Origin of the sequence: Halococcus salsus (genome assembly GCF_009900715.1) — an archaeon.
In the GTDB taxonomy this organism is placed as follows: Archaea; Halobacteriota; Halobacteria; order Halobacteriales; family Halococcaceae; genus Halococcus; species Halococcus salsus.
The window spans coordinates 948813-965625 of the sequence record NZ_JAAAJC010000001.1 but is presented as its reverse complement, the minus strand read 5'-3'; the positions used below and the strand labels follow the sequence as shown (position 1 = coordinate 965625).

22 protein-coding genes are annotated in these 16813 nt (G+C 63.9%); 10 read left to right on the top strand and 12 right to left on the bottom strand.

Annotation, left to right across the window (positions count from 1 at the left end; translation table 11 throughout):
• The first annotated feature begins 91 nt into the window (after positions 1-91).
• From GT355_RS05120 to GT355_RS05110, 3 genes are all read left to right on the top strand, one after another.
• The gene (locus GT355_RS05120; RefSeq protein WP_160133616.1) at positions 92-412 is read left to right on the top strand and encodes a 2Fe-2S iron-sulfur cluster-binding protein; all 321 of its coding nucleotides are present in this window, start codon (positions 92-94) and stop codon (positions 410-412) included.
• A 115-nt stretch (positions 413-527) separates the two neighbouring features.
• Positions 528-872, top strand: coding sequence for a glutaredoxin family protein (locus GT355_RS05115; RefSeq protein ID WP_120075155.1), 345 nt, complete (start codon positions 528-530; stop codon positions 870-872).
• Between the two features lie 103 nt (positions 873-975).
• Entirely contained in the window at positions 976-1563 is a 588-nt protein-coding gene (locus GT355_RS05110) for a DUF7110 family protein (protein ID WP_007693322.1), read from the top strand.
• A gap of 32 nt (positions 1564-1595) precedes the next feature.
• On the opposite strand, the gene GT355_RS05105 is transcribed toward GT355_RS05110, so the two are convergent.
• Together GT355_RS05105 and GT355_RS05100 are read right to left on the bottom strand one after the other, a co-directional pair.
• Entirely contained in the window at positions 1596-2369 is a 774-nt protein-coding gene (locus GT355_RS05105) for an MBL fold metallo-hydrolase (protein ID WP_160133615.1), read from the bottom strand.
• A 38-nt stretch (positions 2370-2407) separates the two neighbouring features.
• On the bottom strand, positions 2408-2680 hold the full coding sequence (locus GT355_RS05100; RefSeq protein ID WP_120074762.1) for a MarR family transcriptional regulator: 273 nt from the start codon (positions 2678-2680) through the stop codon (positions 2408-2410).
• A 136-nt stretch (positions 2681-2816) separates the two neighbouring features.
• Between GT355_RS05100 and GT355_RS05095 the strand changes: the two genes are divergently transcribed.
• The 4 genes from GT355_RS05095 (at position 2817) to GT355_RS05080 (ending at position 4750) form a co-directional block, all read left to right on the top strand.
• Positions 2817-3224, top strand: a complete 408-nt coding sequence (locus GT355_RS05095) for a pyridoxamine 5'-phosphate oxidase family protein (protein ID WP_160133614.1) — start codon at positions 2817-2819, stop codon at positions 3222-3224.
• Between the two features lie 53 nt (positions 3225-3277).
• Positions 3278-3982: a class I SAM-dependent methyltransferase gene (locus tag GT355_RS05090; RefSeq protein ID WP_160133613.1), complete on the top strand. Its 705-nt coding sequence runs from the start codon at positions 3278-3280 to the stop codon at positions 3980-3982.
• Positions 3983-4236: 254 nt separating this feature from the next.
• Positions 4237-4383, top strand: coding sequence for a hypothetical protein (locus tag GT355_RS17965; RefSeq protein ID WP_192927962.1), 147 nt, complete (start codon positions 4237-4239; stop codon positions 4381-4383).
• A 31-nt stretch (positions 4384-4414) separates the two neighbouring features.
• Positions 4415-4750, top strand: a complete 336-nt coding sequence (locus GT355_RS05080; protein ID WP_240145718.1) for a DUF8112 family protein — start codon at positions 4415-4417, stop codon at positions 4748-4750.
• 77 nt (positions 4751-4827) lie between these two features.
• On the opposite strand, the gene GT355_RS05075 is transcribed toward GT355_RS05080, so the two are convergent.
• A complete protein-coding gene (locus tag GT355_RS05075; RefSeq protein ID WP_160133612.1) occupies positions 4828-5736 on the bottom strand; it encodes a pre-peptidase in 909 nt (302 codons plus the stop codon).
• Between the two features lie 339 nt (positions 5737-6075).
• Entirely contained in the window at positions 6076-6993 is a 918-nt protein-coding gene (locus tag GT355_RS05065; RefSeq protein WP_160133610.1) for a pre-peptidase, read from the bottom strand.
• Positions 6994-7265: 272 nt separating this feature from the next.
• On the opposite strand from GT355_RS05065, the gene GT355_RS05060 reads away from it, so the two are divergent.
• Complete coding sequence (locus GT355_RS05060) at positions 7266-8291, top strand: alkaline phosphatase family protein (RefSeq protein ID WP_160133609.1); 1026 nt, start codon at positions 7266-7268, stop codon at positions 8289-8291.
• Between the two features lie 497 nt (positions 8292-8788).
• Here GT355_RS05060 and GT355_RS05055 read toward each other — a convergent pair whose 3' ends face one another.
• The 5 genes from GT355_RS05055 to GT355_RS05035 all read right to left on the bottom strand — a co-directional run bounded on the left by GT355_RS05055 (position 8789) and on the right by GT355_RS05035 (position 12635).
• Positions 8789-9271: a hypothetical protein gene (locus GT355_RS05055; RefSeq protein ID WP_160133608.1), complete on the bottom strand. Its 483-nt coding sequence runs from the start codon at positions 9269-9271 to the stop codon at positions 8789-8791.
• Positions 9272-9363: 92 nt separating this feature from the next.
• Entirely contained in the window at positions 9364-9723 is a 360-nt protein-coding gene (locus GT355_RS05050) for a hypothetical protein (protein ID WP_160133607.1), read from the bottom strand.
• Positions 9724-9770: 47 nt separating this feature from the next.
• Entirely contained in the window at positions 9771-10673 is a 903-nt protein-coding gene (locus GT355_RS05045) for an SMP-30/gluconolactonase/LRE family protein (protein WP_160133606.1), read from the bottom strand.
• Positions 10674-10754: 81 nt separating this feature from the next.
• Positions 10755-11486: a sugar phosphate isomerase/epimerase family protein gene (locus GT355_RS05040; RefSeq protein ID WP_192927961.1), complete on the bottom strand. Its 732-nt coding sequence runs from the start codon at positions 11484-11486 to the stop codon at positions 10755-10757.
• 441 nt (positions 11487-11927) lie between these two features.
• Positions 11928-12635: a CehA/McbA family metallohydrolase gene (locus tag GT355_RS05035; RefSeq protein WP_160133604.1), complete on the bottom strand. Its 708-nt coding sequence runs from the start codon at positions 12633-12635 to the stop codon at positions 11928-11930.
• 51 nt (positions 12636-12686) lie between these two features.
• Between GT355_RS05035 and GT355_RS05030 the strand changes: the two genes are divergently transcribed.
• Both GT355_RS05030 and GT355_RS05025 read left to right on the top strand, forming a co-directional pair.
• The gene (locus GT355_RS05030; protein WP_160133603.1) at positions 12687-13625 is read left to right on the top strand and encodes a diacylglycerol/lipid kinase family protein; all 939 of its coding nucleotides are present in this window, start codon (positions 12687-12689) and stop codon (positions 13623-13625) included.
• Between the two features lie 70 nt (positions 13626-13695).
• Positions 13696-14286, top strand: coding sequence for an NUDIX hydrolase (locus tag GT355_RS05025; RefSeq protein WP_160133602.1), 591 nt, complete (start codon positions 13696-13698; stop codon positions 14284-14286).
• Between the two features lie 94 nt (positions 14287-14380).
• Here GT355_RS05025 and GT355_RS05020 read toward each other — a convergent pair whose 3' ends face one another.
• The 3 genes from GT355_RS05020 to guaB all read right to left on the bottom strand — a co-directional run bounded on the left by GT355_RS05020 (position 14381) and on the right by guaB (position 16778).
• Positions 14381-14524 (bottom strand): hypothetical protein, encoded by a 144-nt coding sequence (locus GT355_RS05020; RefSeq protein WP_160133601.1) that lies wholly within the window; start codon positions 14522-14524, stop codon positions 14381-14383.
• Between the two features lie 2 nt (positions 14525-14526).
• The gene (locus GT355_RS05015) at positions 14527-15174 is read right to left on the bottom strand and encodes a hypothetical protein (RefSeq protein ID WP_160133600.1); all 648 of its coding nucleotides are present in this window, start codon (positions 15172-15174) and stop codon (positions 14527-14529) included.
• Positions 15175-15290: 116 nt separating this feature from the next.
• Entirely contained in the window at positions 15291-16778 is a 1488-nt protein-coding gene (gene guaB, locus GT355_RS05010) for an IMP dehydrogenase (protein WP_120074738.1), read from the bottom strand.
• Between the last annotated feature and the right edge of the window lie 35 nt (positions 16779-16813).

Sequence of the window (16813 nt, the reverse complement as noted above, 5' to 3'; positions counted from 1 at the left end):
CCGGGTGGTGGCGGGGAGGGTGGAAAACTCTTCTCCAAAGCGACCGCCGACCGACAGCAACTGATTTCACCCGGGTCCGCGTTTGGGGGGCATGGCCGAGTACACCGTCGAGTTCGTGACCACCGACGAGACCATCACCGTCTCCGACAAACAGACGATCCTGAGCCGCTGCATCGAGGAGGGGCTGGCCCAGGAGTACTCGTGTCGGGTCGGGATGTGCCTCGCGTGCTCGGCGCGGATCGTCGAGGGCGAGGTGACCCAGCCCGCCGCCCGCGGGCTTACCGGGGAGGAGGCCGAGGAGTACGCCCTGACATGCATGGCGCGACCGCTCTCGGACCTCACGATCGACCGCGGGCAGTACCCGCCGAGCATCGAGGACGACGCTACGACCGCCGCCACGGCGGACGACTGAGCCACGGGTCGGCGTCGCGAGCCGCGGAACCCCCTCTCACTCTCCTGCTAGTTTTCACGCTCCGAACTCTGTAACCGTCACAACATCTTTGTCCAACCGGGTCCTATACCTCCGTGTGACGTTCCAACCCCCGACCGGTCTCAGCCAGGACGAGGTCACCGAACGGGTCGACAGCGCCATCGAGGAGAACGACGTGGTGCTGTTCATGAAAGGCAACGAGCTCATGCCCCAGTGTGGCTACTCCGACCGTGCGGTCACGCTCATGAGCCAGTACCGCGACGAGTTCGAGACCGTCGACGTGCTCGAATCGATCGACGAATATCGGACGGCGCTCGAAGCCCACAGCGGCTGGACGACGACCCCGCAGGCCTACGTCGACGGGGAGTTCGTCGGCGGCAGCGACGTGCTCGCCGAACTCGACCAGCGTGGCGAGCTCGAAGCCACGCTGGCCGGCGAGTGACCCGCGTCCGCCGAGCGCGCGAAGGACAGGGAATATATGTGCGGGATGCGTATGCAAGGGTAGACGGGCACCGTCGGCAGCAGGCCCGACTGCCGGTGATAGCATGACCGATGACTGTGTATTCCAACTCCACTCGACGCTCGAACTGCCCCTCGAAGACGTCCACGACTTCCTCGACAATCCCGATCTCCCCGAGGAGATCGACTCCATCGACTTCACCCGCCGAAACAACACGCTGATCGTCAGCGCCGTCGCCGCCGACGACACCATCAGCAAGTACACCCCGACGGCCCAGCTGAAGGCCAGCGTGACCGAGAATCGGGTCTACGAGGAGCCGCTCGAAGAGCAGAAACCGCCCGCCGGCGGCCCTCGATGGGGGAGCGCGCCCGGCGAGGAGGACGAGCTCCCGCCCTCCGAACTCGTCGAGTACGCCTGTTTCAAGGGCGACCGCGAGACCGTCCTCCAGAACACCGCGGTCCAGTACCCGATGTTCGAGGTGCTCTGTGAGATCGCGCGGATCGCCGAGAAGGGCACTCTCACGGCGATCGCCGCTCGCAACGGCGAACTCAAGGCGACGCGGATCGTCGATGGCGAGGAGCGGCCCGCCTCGCTCGAAGTCGTCGAGGACCCGACCGAGGGTCCGGCGGCGAGCAAGGGCGTCGACTGGCGCAACAACGAGTTCATCAAGTAGCGACCAGTCGGTCTCAAACCGGTGCCGATGTTCTACCGTGCGTTCGCGCGTTCGCCGTCCCACGCGACGGTCCCTTCGACCGCGAGTTTTTCGAGATGGGCCCCGACCGTCTCCGTCGCCAACCGACGCACCCCCGAGATGTCCTTCTCGTAGACGGCATCCGTGACCTCGTCGAGCATCCGCGCGCCCGCACGAACCGCTTCTACGATCCGTCGTTCACGCCGGAGTCGATGCCGGATCAGTCGTTCGAGCGTGGCCCGTGGGTCATCGATGACCGGACCGTGACCCGGATAGAGCCGCTCCGGGTCCCGGGCGTGGAGCCGTCGAAGTGCGGTGAGATAGGCTCGCATGTCCCCGTCGTCGCGACCCACCACGACGCTCCCCGTCGCGACCGCGAGGTCGCCCACGAGGCGGTCGCCGTCGACCCCGAGCACGAGGTGGTCGGGGGCGTGGCCGGGCATCGAGTCCACCGCGACCGTGCCGGCGTCGGTTTCGATGGTCGTTCCGGGTCGGACGACGCGGTCGGGCATCACCCCGGTCGCGCGCTCGAAGCGCTCGACGTAGCCGGCGCGCGCCCAGACCGTCGCCTCGTCGGCGTAGGCGGCGACGCCACCCACGTGGTCGGGGTGAGTGTGTGTCACGAGGAGGTGGTGGGGAGAACGACCGGCGAGGGCCTCGTCGAGCGCGGGTGTGGCGGCGGCGGGGTCGACGAGGAGTGATCGTGTTTCCCCGAGAACGTAGGCGTTGGTTTCGCCGCCGGGGGCGGCAGTCTCGACGGGAATCGGGACACGCGTGGGCGCTGCCATGAGGGGGAAGGGGCGACGACGAGCGAAAACGCGTTCGACTACTGGTTGAGGAAGTAGACCTGCTTTCTGGCGTCGCGGAAGCTGTAACGTGAACCGACGAGGTCGTCCTCTTCGAGCCGGTTGAGCGCATACCGAACGGTTCGGTCCGGGAGCAGCGACTCCTCGGCGAGCTGGCCCTGCGAGAGCGGGGTTTCGGTTTCGAGGACCTTCGCGACCAGCTTCGCGCTCGGCGGGAGTTCGCGGAGCCGGTCGCGGAACTCGGTCTGTGAGAGGGGGTCGTCGGGGCCCGAGCGGTTGGACGTGGTGCTCATACGTGCAGTTCTGCCAAGACCGCTGGTAAAACTTGCCCATGTATGTGGCTGTACTGTATGAAGTCATAATGTCTCACGGGCATCCATAATACATCACCGTCGGAACCGCTTTTTTCGGTGGGGTCGGACCGGTCGTATGTCGTCGATCCCCGACGCGTTTCACGACCTGTTCGACCGGGAGACCTTCGCGCACTTCGCGACGGTGATGCCCGACGGTACCCCGCAAGTGACCCCCGTCTGGGTCGATTACGACCCCGAGGACGACCGAGTGCTCGTGAACACCGCACGCGGGCGGCGCAAGGAGCGGAACGTCCGCAACGAACCGAAGGTCGGGGTCTCGATGGTCGACCCGGACAACCCGTATCGGTTCGTCTCGGTCCAGGGCGAGGTCGACGAACTCACCGAGGAGGGGGCGGTCGAGCACATCAACGAACTCGCTCGGCGCTACATGGGTGTCGAAGAGTATCCCGACCTCGACGAGGAGGCGTCGCCGCGGGTGATACTCCGGATCCGCCCGGACGACGTCGCGGTGGGCGACGGGTAGTCGGCACACGCATCCAGTACGGTTTTATCCCCCGGCGGGCGAACACGTCGATAGTGAAGGGACAGGAATGGTACCAGACCGCCGAGGTCGCCGAAGCCTACGAGGACAAACGGTTCTCGGACGGCGGTCAGCTCATCGACGAGCGCGAAAAGGAGGCCGTGCTCTCGGCGGTCGGCCCGGTCGAAGGGAAACACATCCTCGAGATCGCGTGCGGGACGGGGCGGTTCACCACGATGCTCGCCCGGCGCGGTGCCGACATCGTGGGCCTCGACATCTCGCCCGCGATGCTCCAGGAGGGACGGAAGAAAGCCCACGCGGCGGGCGTCGCCGACCATCTCGAATTCATGCGCGGGGACGCCGCCCGGCTCCCGTTCCCCGACGACCACTTCGAGACGGTGGTGGCGATGCGCTTTTTCCACCTCGCGGACACCCCCGCGTCGTTCCTCGCCGAGATGCGTCGGGTCGCGCGCGACCAGGTGGTCTTCGACACCTTCCGCCGATTCAGCACCCGGAGTATCTACAACTGGCTGCTCCCGATGGGGTCGCGGCTCTACTCCCGCGTGGAGGTCGAACGCCTGCTCAACGGCGCGGGCCTCCGGCTGGCCCACGAGGAACACGACTTCGTCTTCCCGTATGGGCTGTATCGGCAGCTTCCCGACGGGGTGGCGACCGCCCTCCGCGACCTCGACACCTCCGTCATGGGGTCGCCGGTGGGCGACCACGTCGCGTCGGTCTCGTACTGGGATGCCCGCATATAGCCTTCGTATCCCACGATCCGTTGTCTGAAACTAGAGACTCGGATCACGGACACCAATGACCAGTTAATGCTACGTGCTGATTTCGGCGACGAAATTCGGTGTACCTCGTCGCGATGCGCGGGTACGTCGACGCCGAGAAGTGTGAGCGTCGCGGAGGACGTTGACAGCAGCGACGCCTACCTGTCTCACGACGTTGTGGGGGCGCGCGGCTCGTCCACCACGACGGCGAACTCGAATCCGCCTTCCCAAGTGGCATGGTGTCGGAGATCCCGCACTCGCTGCGGGTCGACCACGAGGAGTGCCGGCACGTCGAAGAGGTCGCGCACGTCGGCGAGTCCGAGAAAGAGACCTTCCAGACCGTCCTCGACACCTATGCGGACCTTCTGGAGGCCAGCGAATGAACCCAACGCTGCACTTCAGGCCGTCCGCGGGATGGCGGTCGGCCACGACGGCCTGGTCCGCTGTACGAACGCCGACTGCAACGACGAGCTCCAGGAAGGCAGCGCGATCGGCGCGGTCGTCTACCGCCACTCCGACGACGGCCAGTGGACGGTCGGACGTCTCTACGGCGGCCCGTGCCGCCCGGAACGCGTTCGTTACCCGATGGTCGGGACGGAAACACACGTCATTCACGCCCGACTCGGGATGCTCTCGGACGTCGTCGAGCAGGACCACCAGCTCACGATCGTCGCGCCCGAGGTCGTGGCCTCGTCGTCACCGCGCCAAGGCCGCGAACGCGCGAATCATCGCAGCTACGCGGGTCCCTGAGTTCTGCTTTCACATCAGTTCCCAATAAGGTCACTATCTCGAACGAAAACTGCTGAGAAGATGACCGCCACACTCCGTTATTTGATTTGCTGGTAGTTCCTGTAAGCGCTGAAGTCACCTCTTCCGGAGTGCGTGAATGATTCGATCTCGCCATCGTAGGTGAACCGGTCGAGCCCAACTCCTTGAAGAGTACCGGAGAACGTGTTTCCGTCGACGCTATCTGGACTCCCATCGGAACTTGTCACCTCTCGAATATTGCCATCGATTTCGACCTCGTATTCGACGTACCCATCATTAGCGACGATGGTAAGGGCATAATCGGGACGCTGTCCGACGTGAGCGGCTTTCCCATCGATGGTAGCTCGGATAGCTCCAGCTTGATCGAATTCGAAGGCTACCAGATCTCCGCTGTACGTATAGGCATCCTTGCCGATGCTAACTTCCCCTTCCCCGCCGTAGGAATTGGTCCGGTCTCTGGAGTTTCTGCTCGCTCCGTAGGCCTCGCTCTGCTGGATCAGTCCATAGGCTGAGAACGAATACGTCGTGGACGGACCGGTCCCTTCGATGAGGAGCGTGTGGTCGGCCCGATTTCCAACGTAGGCTGATTCACCGTCGAGCTTCACACTGATGTCGTTCGATTCATCGAAGTTGAACGAGTAGAGCGGGCCAGTGAACGTGTAGGCGTCTTTCCCGTTGCTGACCTCGCCGTGGGCGCTCTGCATGACGACGTTGTCGTTATCCTGGATCGTCGCGCCTTCCGCCGTGACCTGCTCGAGATCGCCACCGACAGTGAACGAGTAGTTGGTTGAGTAACCAGTGCCTTCGATAGTGAGCAGATGCTGGTCCGGAGCCGCTGCAGCACTCCCAAGACTTCCGAGCGCTCCGATGCCCGCCACCCCGGCCGCACCAGTTGCTAAGAATCGACGTCGGGTGACATCGACGGTCTGTGAATTTTCCGACTTGCGGAAGGGGTTAGTGGATCTCATATTCAGTAAGGAATCTTAGTGGTTTTGTAATAAGTCTTGTGTGGGTGACATGTGATAAGCTTTGTGTGAGAATCTGGCCTACCAGCTGCCGGCCGAGGGAACGGTATTACCACTGACGAACGGTGTTCTCGGAGAGCAAGCCGCGGAACGCTCAAATGAGGAACAGCACGTCAGAGGGTGGCATGGCAGCCGTCGCCTGCGACGTCTGTGGGGTGTGGGTGGAGTTCGACGCCGAAGACCACCCGAACGAGATCCCCTGTACCCACTGCTACAATCGGATACAGGTTGAGTAGGCCAAAATGTGTGAGTCACCGAAGCGATGCGAGCCCCGAAACTAGCTCAGTAGAGCTTCTCGTAGTTGGAGTAAGCCTCGAGCTCGTCGGGGTCGTTAGTAGTGAACGACTCGATTTCCCCATCGTAGGTGAACTTGTCGGCTGCCCCTCCCCAGACCCAACCGGAGATCGTCCTCTCACTAATAGACTGTCTCTGGCCGCTTTGCCCTTCGTAGAGCACTTCTCGAATCGAGCCGCTGACTGTAACCTCGTACTCCGCATCCCAGTATTCTCGTTCGGAGAAGAGAATCATCGCCTGGTCCGGGAGTTGGCCGACGTGAGCAGATTTTCCGTCGATGGTAACCTCGATAGCACCCCCTTCGAACTCGAATGCCTGTAGCTCTCCATTGAACGTATAGGCGTCCTTGCCGATGCTGACCTCTCCCTCTGCCCCATAGATGTTAAACCGGTCCCTGGAGTTCTTACTCGCCCCGTACGCGTCGCTCTTTCCGATGATTTGATCGGCTCCAAACGAGTACGTCGTGGATGGACCCGTCCCTTCGATGAGGAGCGTGTGATCGGGTCGGTCCCCGACATAGGCAGGTTCGCCATCGAGGTCCACGTCGATTTCACCTGACTGGTCGAAGTCGAACGAGTAGAGCGGCCCGGTGAACGTGTAGGCGTCCTTCCCGTTGCTGACCTCACCGTGGGCGCTCTGCCTCACGATGTTATCGTTGTCCTGGATCGTCGCGCCTTCCGCCGTGACCTGCTCGAGATCGCCGCCGACAGTGAACGAGTAGGTAGTGGATGAGCCAGTACCTTGGATGGTGAGCAGGTGCTTCTCCGAAGCGGCCGCGGCACTCCCGAGACTGCCAAGCGCGCCGACGCCCGCCACCCCGGCCGCACCAGCTGCTAGGAACCGACGTCGCGTGACGTCGACGGTCTGAGAATTTTCCGACTCGCGGAAGGGGTTAGTGGATGTCATATCCACTAACGAATCTTACCGATTTTGTAATAAGTCTTGTGTGGGTGACATGTGATAAGCTTTGTGTGAGAACCAGGCTTATCCGCTGGCAGTTAAGGATACAGCGTCGCTACTGACGGGCGACCCTCGCCAGAGAATTGAAAGCGATCAGGCCGTCTGCGCGAGTGGTTTCACGGGCCCGTCACCAACCACTCGGCTCCTTCTGAGGAGCTATCTACTTGGATCCAAGAAATACACTTATGAGAGAGGTGCGCGGAAACTAAAACCAGAATATGGACTTGAGATCTCAGGTAGGATACGCGGTAAAGGGTGCCCGCGATCCCAAGAAAGCAATTCGACACATAACGGGCAAACGTCCTTTCTTGCGGTCCACCGCAGTCAACCTTTCTTCGAGAGGTCTACTCGGAACGAACGTTTTCTCCCGTGACTGGGATCTTCTGATCGTAATGGATGCGTGCCGTGTAGACGCACTCCGGATGGTCGCCGATGAATACTCATTTGTCAACGATGTAGACCGAATGTGCTCGGTAGGAGGTTCCACTCCTGAGTGGGTTGCCTCCACCTTCCGCGAACCCTATCTCGAGAAGATACGCGATACCGCGTACGTGACCGCGAACGCCTATGCAGATTTCATCTTCGAGTATGGGATGGATAAGAGCCGCTGGACGGCGACGAACGGTCCCGAAGATCACCTTTTTGCTGGCGATTGGAGCGACACACTCCGCAAACATGACTTGGGATATTACGAACGCGCCCATCGGTACGAACCGCAAGAGGGCGATGGCCTCCCACGCCACGTGAACGGCTCAACACCACCAGGATATGTTACGGACCGCGGCATCTCGGTCGGCAGAAACACCGACTGCGACCGTATGATTCTCCACTACATCCAGCCGCACGTTGGATGGGTCGCAAAAACGCTCGAGGAGGGTCGTGATCAATACCTCTACGAGAGCGATGCGTCGGCCTATCTGATGCAGGGCGGCTCCCGCGAGGTCGCGTTCGGGGCCTACCTTGACGAGCTCCGATACGTTCTGGACAGCATCGAAGTTCTCCTCGATAATATCGACGCCGAGAAAGTGGCAATCACGGCGGATCACGGTGAAGCGTTCGGCGAGTATCTCCGTTATGATCATCACGTTGGGTCACTGGACCCACAGGTCCGATTCGTGCCGTGGGCCGAAACTACTGCTACGGACTCAAGGAACTATGAGCCGCGATTCGCATCCGCCGACGAAGCCACTTCGGAAGAAGGCATGGCCGAACAGCTCGCCGCGCTCGGGTACGTCGACGAATAAGCCTGGCCTAGACTACAGCACCCGTCCCGTCTGCGGGCGCGTGACTATGCCGTCTGCGCGAGTGGTTTCACGGGCCCCATCTCCAGCCGTTCGGCTCCCTCGACACCCATCCGGTTGTAGCCTGCCTGGGAGTAGTGCAGCTCGCTTAGACTCGAATTGGGGTTCATCAACCCCTGGCTCGGGAAGTCTTTCTATCTCTCCGAGATCATCGACACCATCGGGTACTCCGGATCAGCAGCGAGGTCGCCCTGCGCGTCGTGAATGGCCTGCCAGTCCGAGGTGTCACCGCTCCGAGGTTAGCCGGTCTGGAAGACGCTGAATCTCATCCCGGCGCGAACGGTTAGGGTACGCGTCCGACGACCGCCATCAGGCGACCCCCGTTCGAGCGCTCTCAGAACAGTGGGATAGCCTCCGATCTGGTGGGCGACGTACTGGGACGCTCGTATCTGACCTCTGCTCGTTTCTCCTCAACTTCCGGCAGCAGTTCTCGAACTGACTTACGCCGATTCCCCAGCCGTCTCGTTTCGTCCGCCCCACTTCGACCGCATGACGGCCGTGAAGCCGAGGAAAACGACCAACAGAAATCCGGGAACGAGTCCGACGGACCAAGTGAACAGCAGTCCGAGCGCCCCCAGCACGATCAAAACGCCGTTCAGACGAGTATAGATCCCTTCGAGAGACTTCGTGGCTGGGTAGCTCACGAGGGTCAGAAACGAAACGATACCGAGCGCTTCCGGTAGGAGACTAATCGTCGAGACCCGCGCGTAGTTGCAGCCATCGTAGTAGCCGATACTGTCTATCCCGACCGACGTGATTCGATAATCGAACCCCAACAAACTCATGACCTGCCGACTGGGGGCCGGATACATACACGCCATCTGTGTCATCTGACCACGCACGGCGTAGACGCCGATGACGATGAGTGCGACACTTCCAGCAAGGAGGTAGGTGAACGTTTTCGGCGAGCGAATCGCGACCACTTCTCACACTACAGCCATAACGTACAAAATACTGTTTCGTTTCTGTTCCGTCGGTCCGGTCGTCGAACGGGGGACGTAGCGGCGGTCAGTTTCTACGCGTTCTCGAGCGCGCCCTTCGAATCCCAGATAGAGGTCATGAGGTCGGCGAACACCGATGCCCGGAGCGGATGTCCGTCGGTGTCGGTCGCGTCCGCATCGACCGCCGCGAGCTCCGCGACGAACGCCTCGTTGTAGTCCATCCCCTCGATCGTCTCTCGCACGTCGAAGGTGAGCCGCCCCTCCGAATCGGTGTCGAGCCAGTCCATCGTCCGCTGGCGCTCGTCGTACTCGATGGTGTACGTCTCGCCACCCATTATGGAACAAATTTCGTCCATTGGACCGACTTCGAGCCAGTCGTCGTCGGTCTCGACGTACAACACCCCGTCGCGGACGTCGGTCGCGTATCGTTTCATGAGCTTCCTTCGGCGTGGGAGGATTAAATCATCCCCCGAAACCACCCTCACTCCTCCGTCGCGATCCGCGAGCGGAACTCCGGTCGACCACCGACCTCGGGGTGGGTACGGAACAGCGCGCCCGCGAGGTCGCCGTACTCCTCGATGCCCTCACCGCGGGCCGAGGTGATGTAGAGGTCCTCGTACTCCGGGCCGCCGAACGCCACGCTCGACGGGCGCTCGGCGGGCACCTCGATCGTTCGTACGAGCTCGCCGTCCGGGGCGTAGCGTTCGACCCGGGCCCCGTTCCACCGGGCCACCCAAACGAACCCCTCGCTGTCCACCGTCAGCCCGTCGGATATCGCGGGGCCGTCGAGGTCGAGGAACGTCGTTCGGTTCGCCAGCAGCCCGCTCGACGCGTCGTAGTCGTAGCGATAGACGCGGTACTCCTCGGAGACCGAGAAGTACATCCCGGTCCGGTCGGGGGTGAAGTCCATCCCGTTCGGGATATCGAGGTCGTCCTCGACCAGCGTGTAGCTCCCGTCGGGGTCGAAGCGGTAGAGCCGACCCAGCCGGTCTTCGGTCGGCATCGTGCCCGCGAAGACACGGCCCTCCGGGTCGGCCACGACGTCGTTGAACCGGGTGTCGCGTTCGTCGGGGATCTCCTCGACGACCGTTCGCGTCTCGCCGTCCGCCCAGCGCGTCACCGTCCCCTGATCCCGAAACAGGAGCAACGCGCCGTCGGCCTCGAACGTGAACCCGCCGATGGGACGCCCCTCGTAACACTGCTCGTGGGTGTCGGTGGCGGGGTCGTAGCGGTAGAGCTTCCCTTCCGGGATGTCGACCCAGTAGAGGCGCTGTTCGTCGGGGTGCCAGAGCGGGCCCTCGCCCGTGACCGAACCGTACGCCGCGATGACCTCGATGTTCGAGTCCTCGTCGTTCGCCTCGGGTTCCGGGTCGTGCTCCGCCATGGCTGGCAGTCAGCGGGTCGGCCGAAGAACGTTCGGGTTCGAGACGGTGGCTTGGACGGCGGTACGTCGGTCGCCGACGACTCAGAACCGACCCAGGACCTCGGCACCGTGGCTGGCCGACGCCATGGCGTCGTCGGGGTCGTCGTGCTCGTAGATCGCCCACTCTATCCCGTGGTCGGTGGCGGCCTCCAGAGAGCCGGTAACGTCGAGGACGCCCTCGCCCACCTCGGTCGGCGACCCCGTCTCGTCGGCGTCCGAGATGTGGACGAGCGACACGCGGTCGTCGAGGCGATCGAGCAGCGAGACGGGGTCGACACCGCCAACGGTGACCCAGCCACAGTCGAGCTCGAACCCGACGGGGTCGGTGGTGGCGGCCGCGAGCCGGTCGAAGGCCGTCTCACCGTCGACTTCCACGAACTCGTGGTCGTGGTTGTGATAGGAGAACGCCATCCCGTGGTCCGCGACCGTCTCGGCGACCGACTGGAGCCGGTCGGCGGTCGTCTCGATGGCCTCGACCGTCTCGAACGCGTCCGGGCCGAGCCACGGAACGACGAGGTGCTCACACCCGAGCGAGCGGTAGAACTCGATGGTCTCGTCGGGGTCGGCTTCGAGCCGTTCGATGTCGACGTGCGCGGCGACGGATTCGAGCCCCGTTTCGTCGAGCGTCTCCCGGACCTGGTCGCCGTCGGCGTCCGTGACCCGACCGGCGAACTCCACGCCCGCGAAACCGGCCTCTCGGACCTGTTCGAGGAGTTCCGGGAGCGGCTGCTCGACGTCGCGAAGGGTGTACAACTGGATGGCGGCGCGAACCATACGCCCCTCCAACCCCGCCGGGGCAAAACGGTTTCCGCTCGGTGTTCGATCCCCGTACCGTCCGACGTTGGAGCCGTCACGCCCTTCGACGGTGGTTCTCGACCGCTCGAACGATCCACCGTCGACCGAGCGACGTCGGTGCGTTCACACGTCGAACGGCGGCTCGTCGTCCCCTCTGAGGATCTCCTGGCCGCACCGTTCGCACCGATAGACGACGTAGTTGCCGTCGACCGTCGAGGTCGTGTACCTATCGTGACCAAACCATCGACAACGGACGTCCACTCTCGGTTCTACAGAGACCCTCCCGACCGTCCGGTATAAGTTTTCCCGTCGATATGAAGATATTTCGATGGGTATCGGTAGCCACCCCGACCTCGAAGCCAACGGTGGAGTAGCGCCACACCCGGAAGGTCTTCAGTAGATTCGAGTGTGGATTCGCCTTCACTCGTTCTTCGGCGGCGCGCCGACGCCGGGAGTGGCCCAGTCGGGGGCGTCGAGCTGGCCCTTGCCCCTGTGGATCGAGCGGTAGAGTCGGCCGATGAGCCGATAGGGGAGCCAGTCGTCGACGCGGGGTTCGACCCGGCCATCGCGGATCGCGCGCACGACGTTCTCGGGGGTCGGCTCCTCGACGTCGACCGCGGTGTAAGCCCGACCGACCTCGACGGGGTAGTGGGCGTCACTGCCCCCGGTCATCGGGAGGTCGTGGTCGGCGGCGAGGCGTTCGACCCACTCGCGGGTGCGGGGATGCTTGCCGTTGACCTCGATGGCGTCGAAGTCGGCGTCGACCTCGCGGACGGTCGAGTTCCGGTAGGGGTGGGCGATGATCGCAGCACAGCCCCGGTCGTGGGCCAACTCAACGGTCTCGCTCGGGGTGAGTTCGCCCGGTTTGCTCTCGGCGGGCGGGTCGGGCCCCACCACGAGCACGTGGCCGCGACTGGTCGAGACCTCGATACCGGGGATCACCGCCACGCCGGCGACCTCGTTCTCGAACCGTCGGCAGTAGTCGTGGTTGGTCGTCGCGACGCCGTCGAGCCCACGAGCGCGCGCGGTCCCCGCCAGCAGACGAACCCCGATCGGGTCGTAGGCGTCGCCGACGCGGCGACGGCCGTGGAAGAAGCGGGTGTGGGCGTGGAGGTCGATCCGGTACACGTCGGTGAAGCGTCCCGGCAGGCCTTTGCTGTTCCGCTGAGAACCCGGGTCATGACCCCTCACGTCCGCCCGAACGCGGTCCGGACCGACGGCGGCGGCTCCCGGGTGCTCGTCTACAACCCGGTCAGCGGGAACGGGAGCCACACAGACGAGGTCTACGACCTCGCCGAGGAGTACGACGTGACGGTTCGGGAGACGAACGAGGGCGGCGACGCCGTCGATCTCGCTCGCGAGACCGACGCCGACCTCGTGGCGGCCGGCGGGGGCGACGGCACCCTCCACGAGGTGGTTCGAGGGCTCTACGAGGCGGACACCCTGGACACGACGACCGTCGCCGTGATCCCCACCGGCACGGGAAACAACTTCGCGGGGAACGTCGGGATCGAGACCATCGCGGACGGCTTCGAGACCCTCGACGGGGGCGAACGACGCGCGATCGACCTCGGGGTGGCGAACGGCCACCCGTTCGTCAACTCCGCGATCGCGGGGCTGACCGCCGATGCGAGCTCCGAGACCTCCGCCGACCAAAAGGACTCGCTGGGCGTGCTGGCCTACGTCGTCAACACCATCCGAACCGCCGCGGACTTCGAGGGACTCGACCTCTCGATCGAGACGCCCGACGACGAGGCCGCCTGGACCGGGAAGGCGGCGTTCGTGCTCGTCGGCAACGGCCGGCGGTTCCCGGTCGAGGGGCGGACGCAGGCGAACATGGAGGACGGTCGGTTCGAGGTCACGGTCATCGAGGATCGTCCGACGGGCAAGCTCGTCGGGGAGGCCACCCTCCGGCGGCTGCTCGGGAGTGACACGGGGAACATCACGCGGCTCGAAGCCCCGGAACTCGCGGTGTCCGTGAACGGAGGCGAACCCGGCACCTTCAGCCTCGACGGCGAGATGCTCTCGGCGCGCGAGCTCGACCTCGAAACCCACGCCAACGCGGTCACGCTGTGCGTCGGCGAGGCGTACGACCCCACCCCGCCCGCCGTGGACTAACCGGTGCCACCTCGAACGACCGACGGACGGCAGTCGAAGCCGCTTTGAGGGCGCTCGCCGAGGGTGGAGCATGAGCACGCCCGCCGCAGGCGACGACGCCGACCCACCCGCCGCGACCGACGGGGAGACCCACCCGAACGCCGCCCAGGACGTGATCGCGGTGGACGAGAACGACGAGCCGAGCGAACTCGTCAACCGCCTCGACGCCCACACCGGCGACGGGGTTCGCCACCGAGCCTTCACCGCCCTGCTGTTCGATGGATCGGGCAACCTCCTGCTCGCCCAGCGCAGCCCCGAGAAACGCCTCTGGGACACCTGCTGGGACGGCACCGTGGCCTCCCATCCCCGCGAGGGTGAAACCCAGGTCGAGGCGACCCGCAAACGCCTCGAAGAGGAACTCGGCGTCACACCCGACCAGTACGACGACCTTCGGACGACGGACCGCTTCGAGTACAAACGCTACTACTTCGACGAGGGCATCGAGTGGGAGGTCTGTACTGTGCTGAAAGCCACCCTCACGGACACCTCGCTCGCGCCGGACGAGGAGGAGGTCGGGGGCCTGCTTTGGGTTCCCTACGAACACCTCCACGAGAACCCACGCTGGTACCGGCAGTTGGATCTGTGTCCGTGGTTCGAGATTGCGATGCGACGCGACTTTTAGAGCTGTGTGACAGCCGCTAAGCGAGGGACTCTGTCGTCATTGAACCAGTGGGCAACCGAAAACCAACCACGCACTGAGTCGGGGTGTGTGGCTGTTACTTCCACAAACCGCGCAGCGTTATGAGTTCGGCCATCGTCGAGAAGGCTCTCGGGCCTTTCGCTCCGCCCTGCCCCTGCTCCGAGAGTTCTGCGCGCCGCCGCTTTCGGTGCTCGTCTTCCTGTCGCTCGTTTCCACTCATATCTACAGGAACGGTAACCACTGTAATAAGCTTACTTCCCATACCCGCTCCAAGAGACCGAGCACGAAACAGAGGATCCCGAGGGCGAACAGCGACTCACCCACGCTGAGAACTGCCCCGTTGAGTGCGATGGCGTCGCCAGTCTGGTCTATCCAGACGGAATACGCTTCCAGCAGTTCTTTTCGATAGTGCTGCCTCGATGGTTCGTCGTTCAGGATGTTCGTTTCGAGATACTCCGAGCCGGGGCCCAGTTTCGGCTCGGATGCGAAGTAGGAGATGACCAAGACGACCAGTGAAAGCACGGCCAAGAGAACACCAGCGGACATGAGTCCGTTCAACAGGTTCGGGAGGGCAGCGGCGGACTGTGAGCTAACGATCCCGGCGACGATCGAGAGGGAGACCGTGATTATTCTCGCGGTCCGCATCGACTTGTCATCGATGTCGTCGTTCAGATCGATCTGGTGGTCGAGTACCGTTCGAGCTTCGGTACAAGCGTCATCGAGAACGGTCGGATCGGTCGTCCGCCCCTCGATTTCCCTGCGAACTACGAATCGATCCCCGTTCGTCGGGTCTCTCAACGTGAGGGTGAGACCGATGTTCGACCGCAAGAAATCGACAAGCCGACGAGACAGACGAGCGAGACCGGTCATCGGATTACCCCCGAACACACGGGGGCGTGTGCCCCTCATCGTTTAAACTATCTCGCCCGGTTCGGTGGACGATGTTCACGACGACCGAAACGGAGCGAATACCTCGGCCCGGAGTTCTAGCTATCCGGGCTGTAGTTCGGCGCTTCGTCGGTGATCACCACGTCGTGGGCGTGGCCCTCAGTCTGGCCCGCAGACGAAACCCGAACGAACTCCGCGCGCTCTTTGAACGTGGGGATGGTGTCCGCTCCCACGTAGCCCATCCCGCTCTGCATTCCTCCCACCAATTGGAAGAGTTCGCTCTCGACGCTGCCCTTGTAGGGCGTCGCGGCCTCGACACCCTCGGGGATGAAGTCCTCGTCCTCCTGGACGTCCTTCATATAGCGGTTGCCGTCGTCGCCCGACTGCATCGCGCCGACCGACCCCATCCCACGGTACTGCTTGTAGCGCTTGCCGTTCATCGTCACCACGCGGCCCGGTGCCTCGTCGGTTCCGGCGAAGTACGACCCGAGCATCACCGCGTCCGCGCCCGCCGCGATGGCCTTGATGGCGTCGCCCGAGTAGCGGATCCCGCCGTCGGCGATGACGGGAATATCGTGCTCGCTAGCGACGTCCGCGACCTGCGCGACGGCGGTGATCTGGGGCATTCCCGACCCGGTGACGACCCGCGTCGTACAGATCGACCCCGGGCCGATGCCGACCTTGATCCCGTCGGCGAAGTCCACGAGTTCCGCGGCGGCCTCGCGGGTCCCGACGTTGCCGACCACCACGTCGGCCTCAACGCCCGACGCGAGCTCGCGCGCCGAGTCGATGACGTTGCGGTTGTGGGCGTGCGCGCAGTCGATGAAGAGGACGTCGGCACCCGCCTCGTCGACCGCCGCCGCGCGGTCGGTCTCGAACGGTCCGACGGCGACCCCGACCCGGAGTCGGCCCCGCTCGTCGCGGGCGGCCGAGTCGTACTCCCGGCGCTGGAGGATCCCCTGCATCGTCACCAGCCCGCTCAGTCGGTTCTCCTCGTCGACCACCGGCACGCGCTCGATTTTGTGCTCGTACATGAGTTCGAGCGCCTCGCGTGCGTCGACGTTCGCGGGGGCCGTGATCACCTCGTCGGTCATCGCCTCGCGGACCTCGTCGCGATCGCGGACTTCGAGGTAGGGTCGGATGTCGGTCGCGGAGATGATCCCCAGCACCTCGCCCGCCTCGTTCACGACGGGCGCGCCGCTCACCCCTTCGGCTTCCATCATCTCGTCGACCTCGCGCACGGTCTGGTCGGGGCTCGCGGTCACGACCTCGCGGATCACGAGCTCGTCGGCGCGCTTGACGCGCTCGACCTCCGCGGCGACCTCCTCGATGTCCATGTTCCGGTGGAGCACCCCGAGCCCACCCTGACGCGCCATCGCGATCGCCAGGTCGCTCTCGGTGACGGTGTCCATCGCCGCCGAGAGGACCGGGACGGTGAGTTCGACCGAGCGCGAGACGCGGGTCGCGGTGTCGGCCTCGTCGGGCTCGACCCGGCTCTCCTTCGGCCGGAGCAACACGTCGTCGAACGTGAGCGCTTCCGGGACACGAAGCTTCTCCGAGAAGGGTTCCGAACCGTTGGTTACCATATAAACGGTGTGTGACCGGACCTGAAAAACGTTCC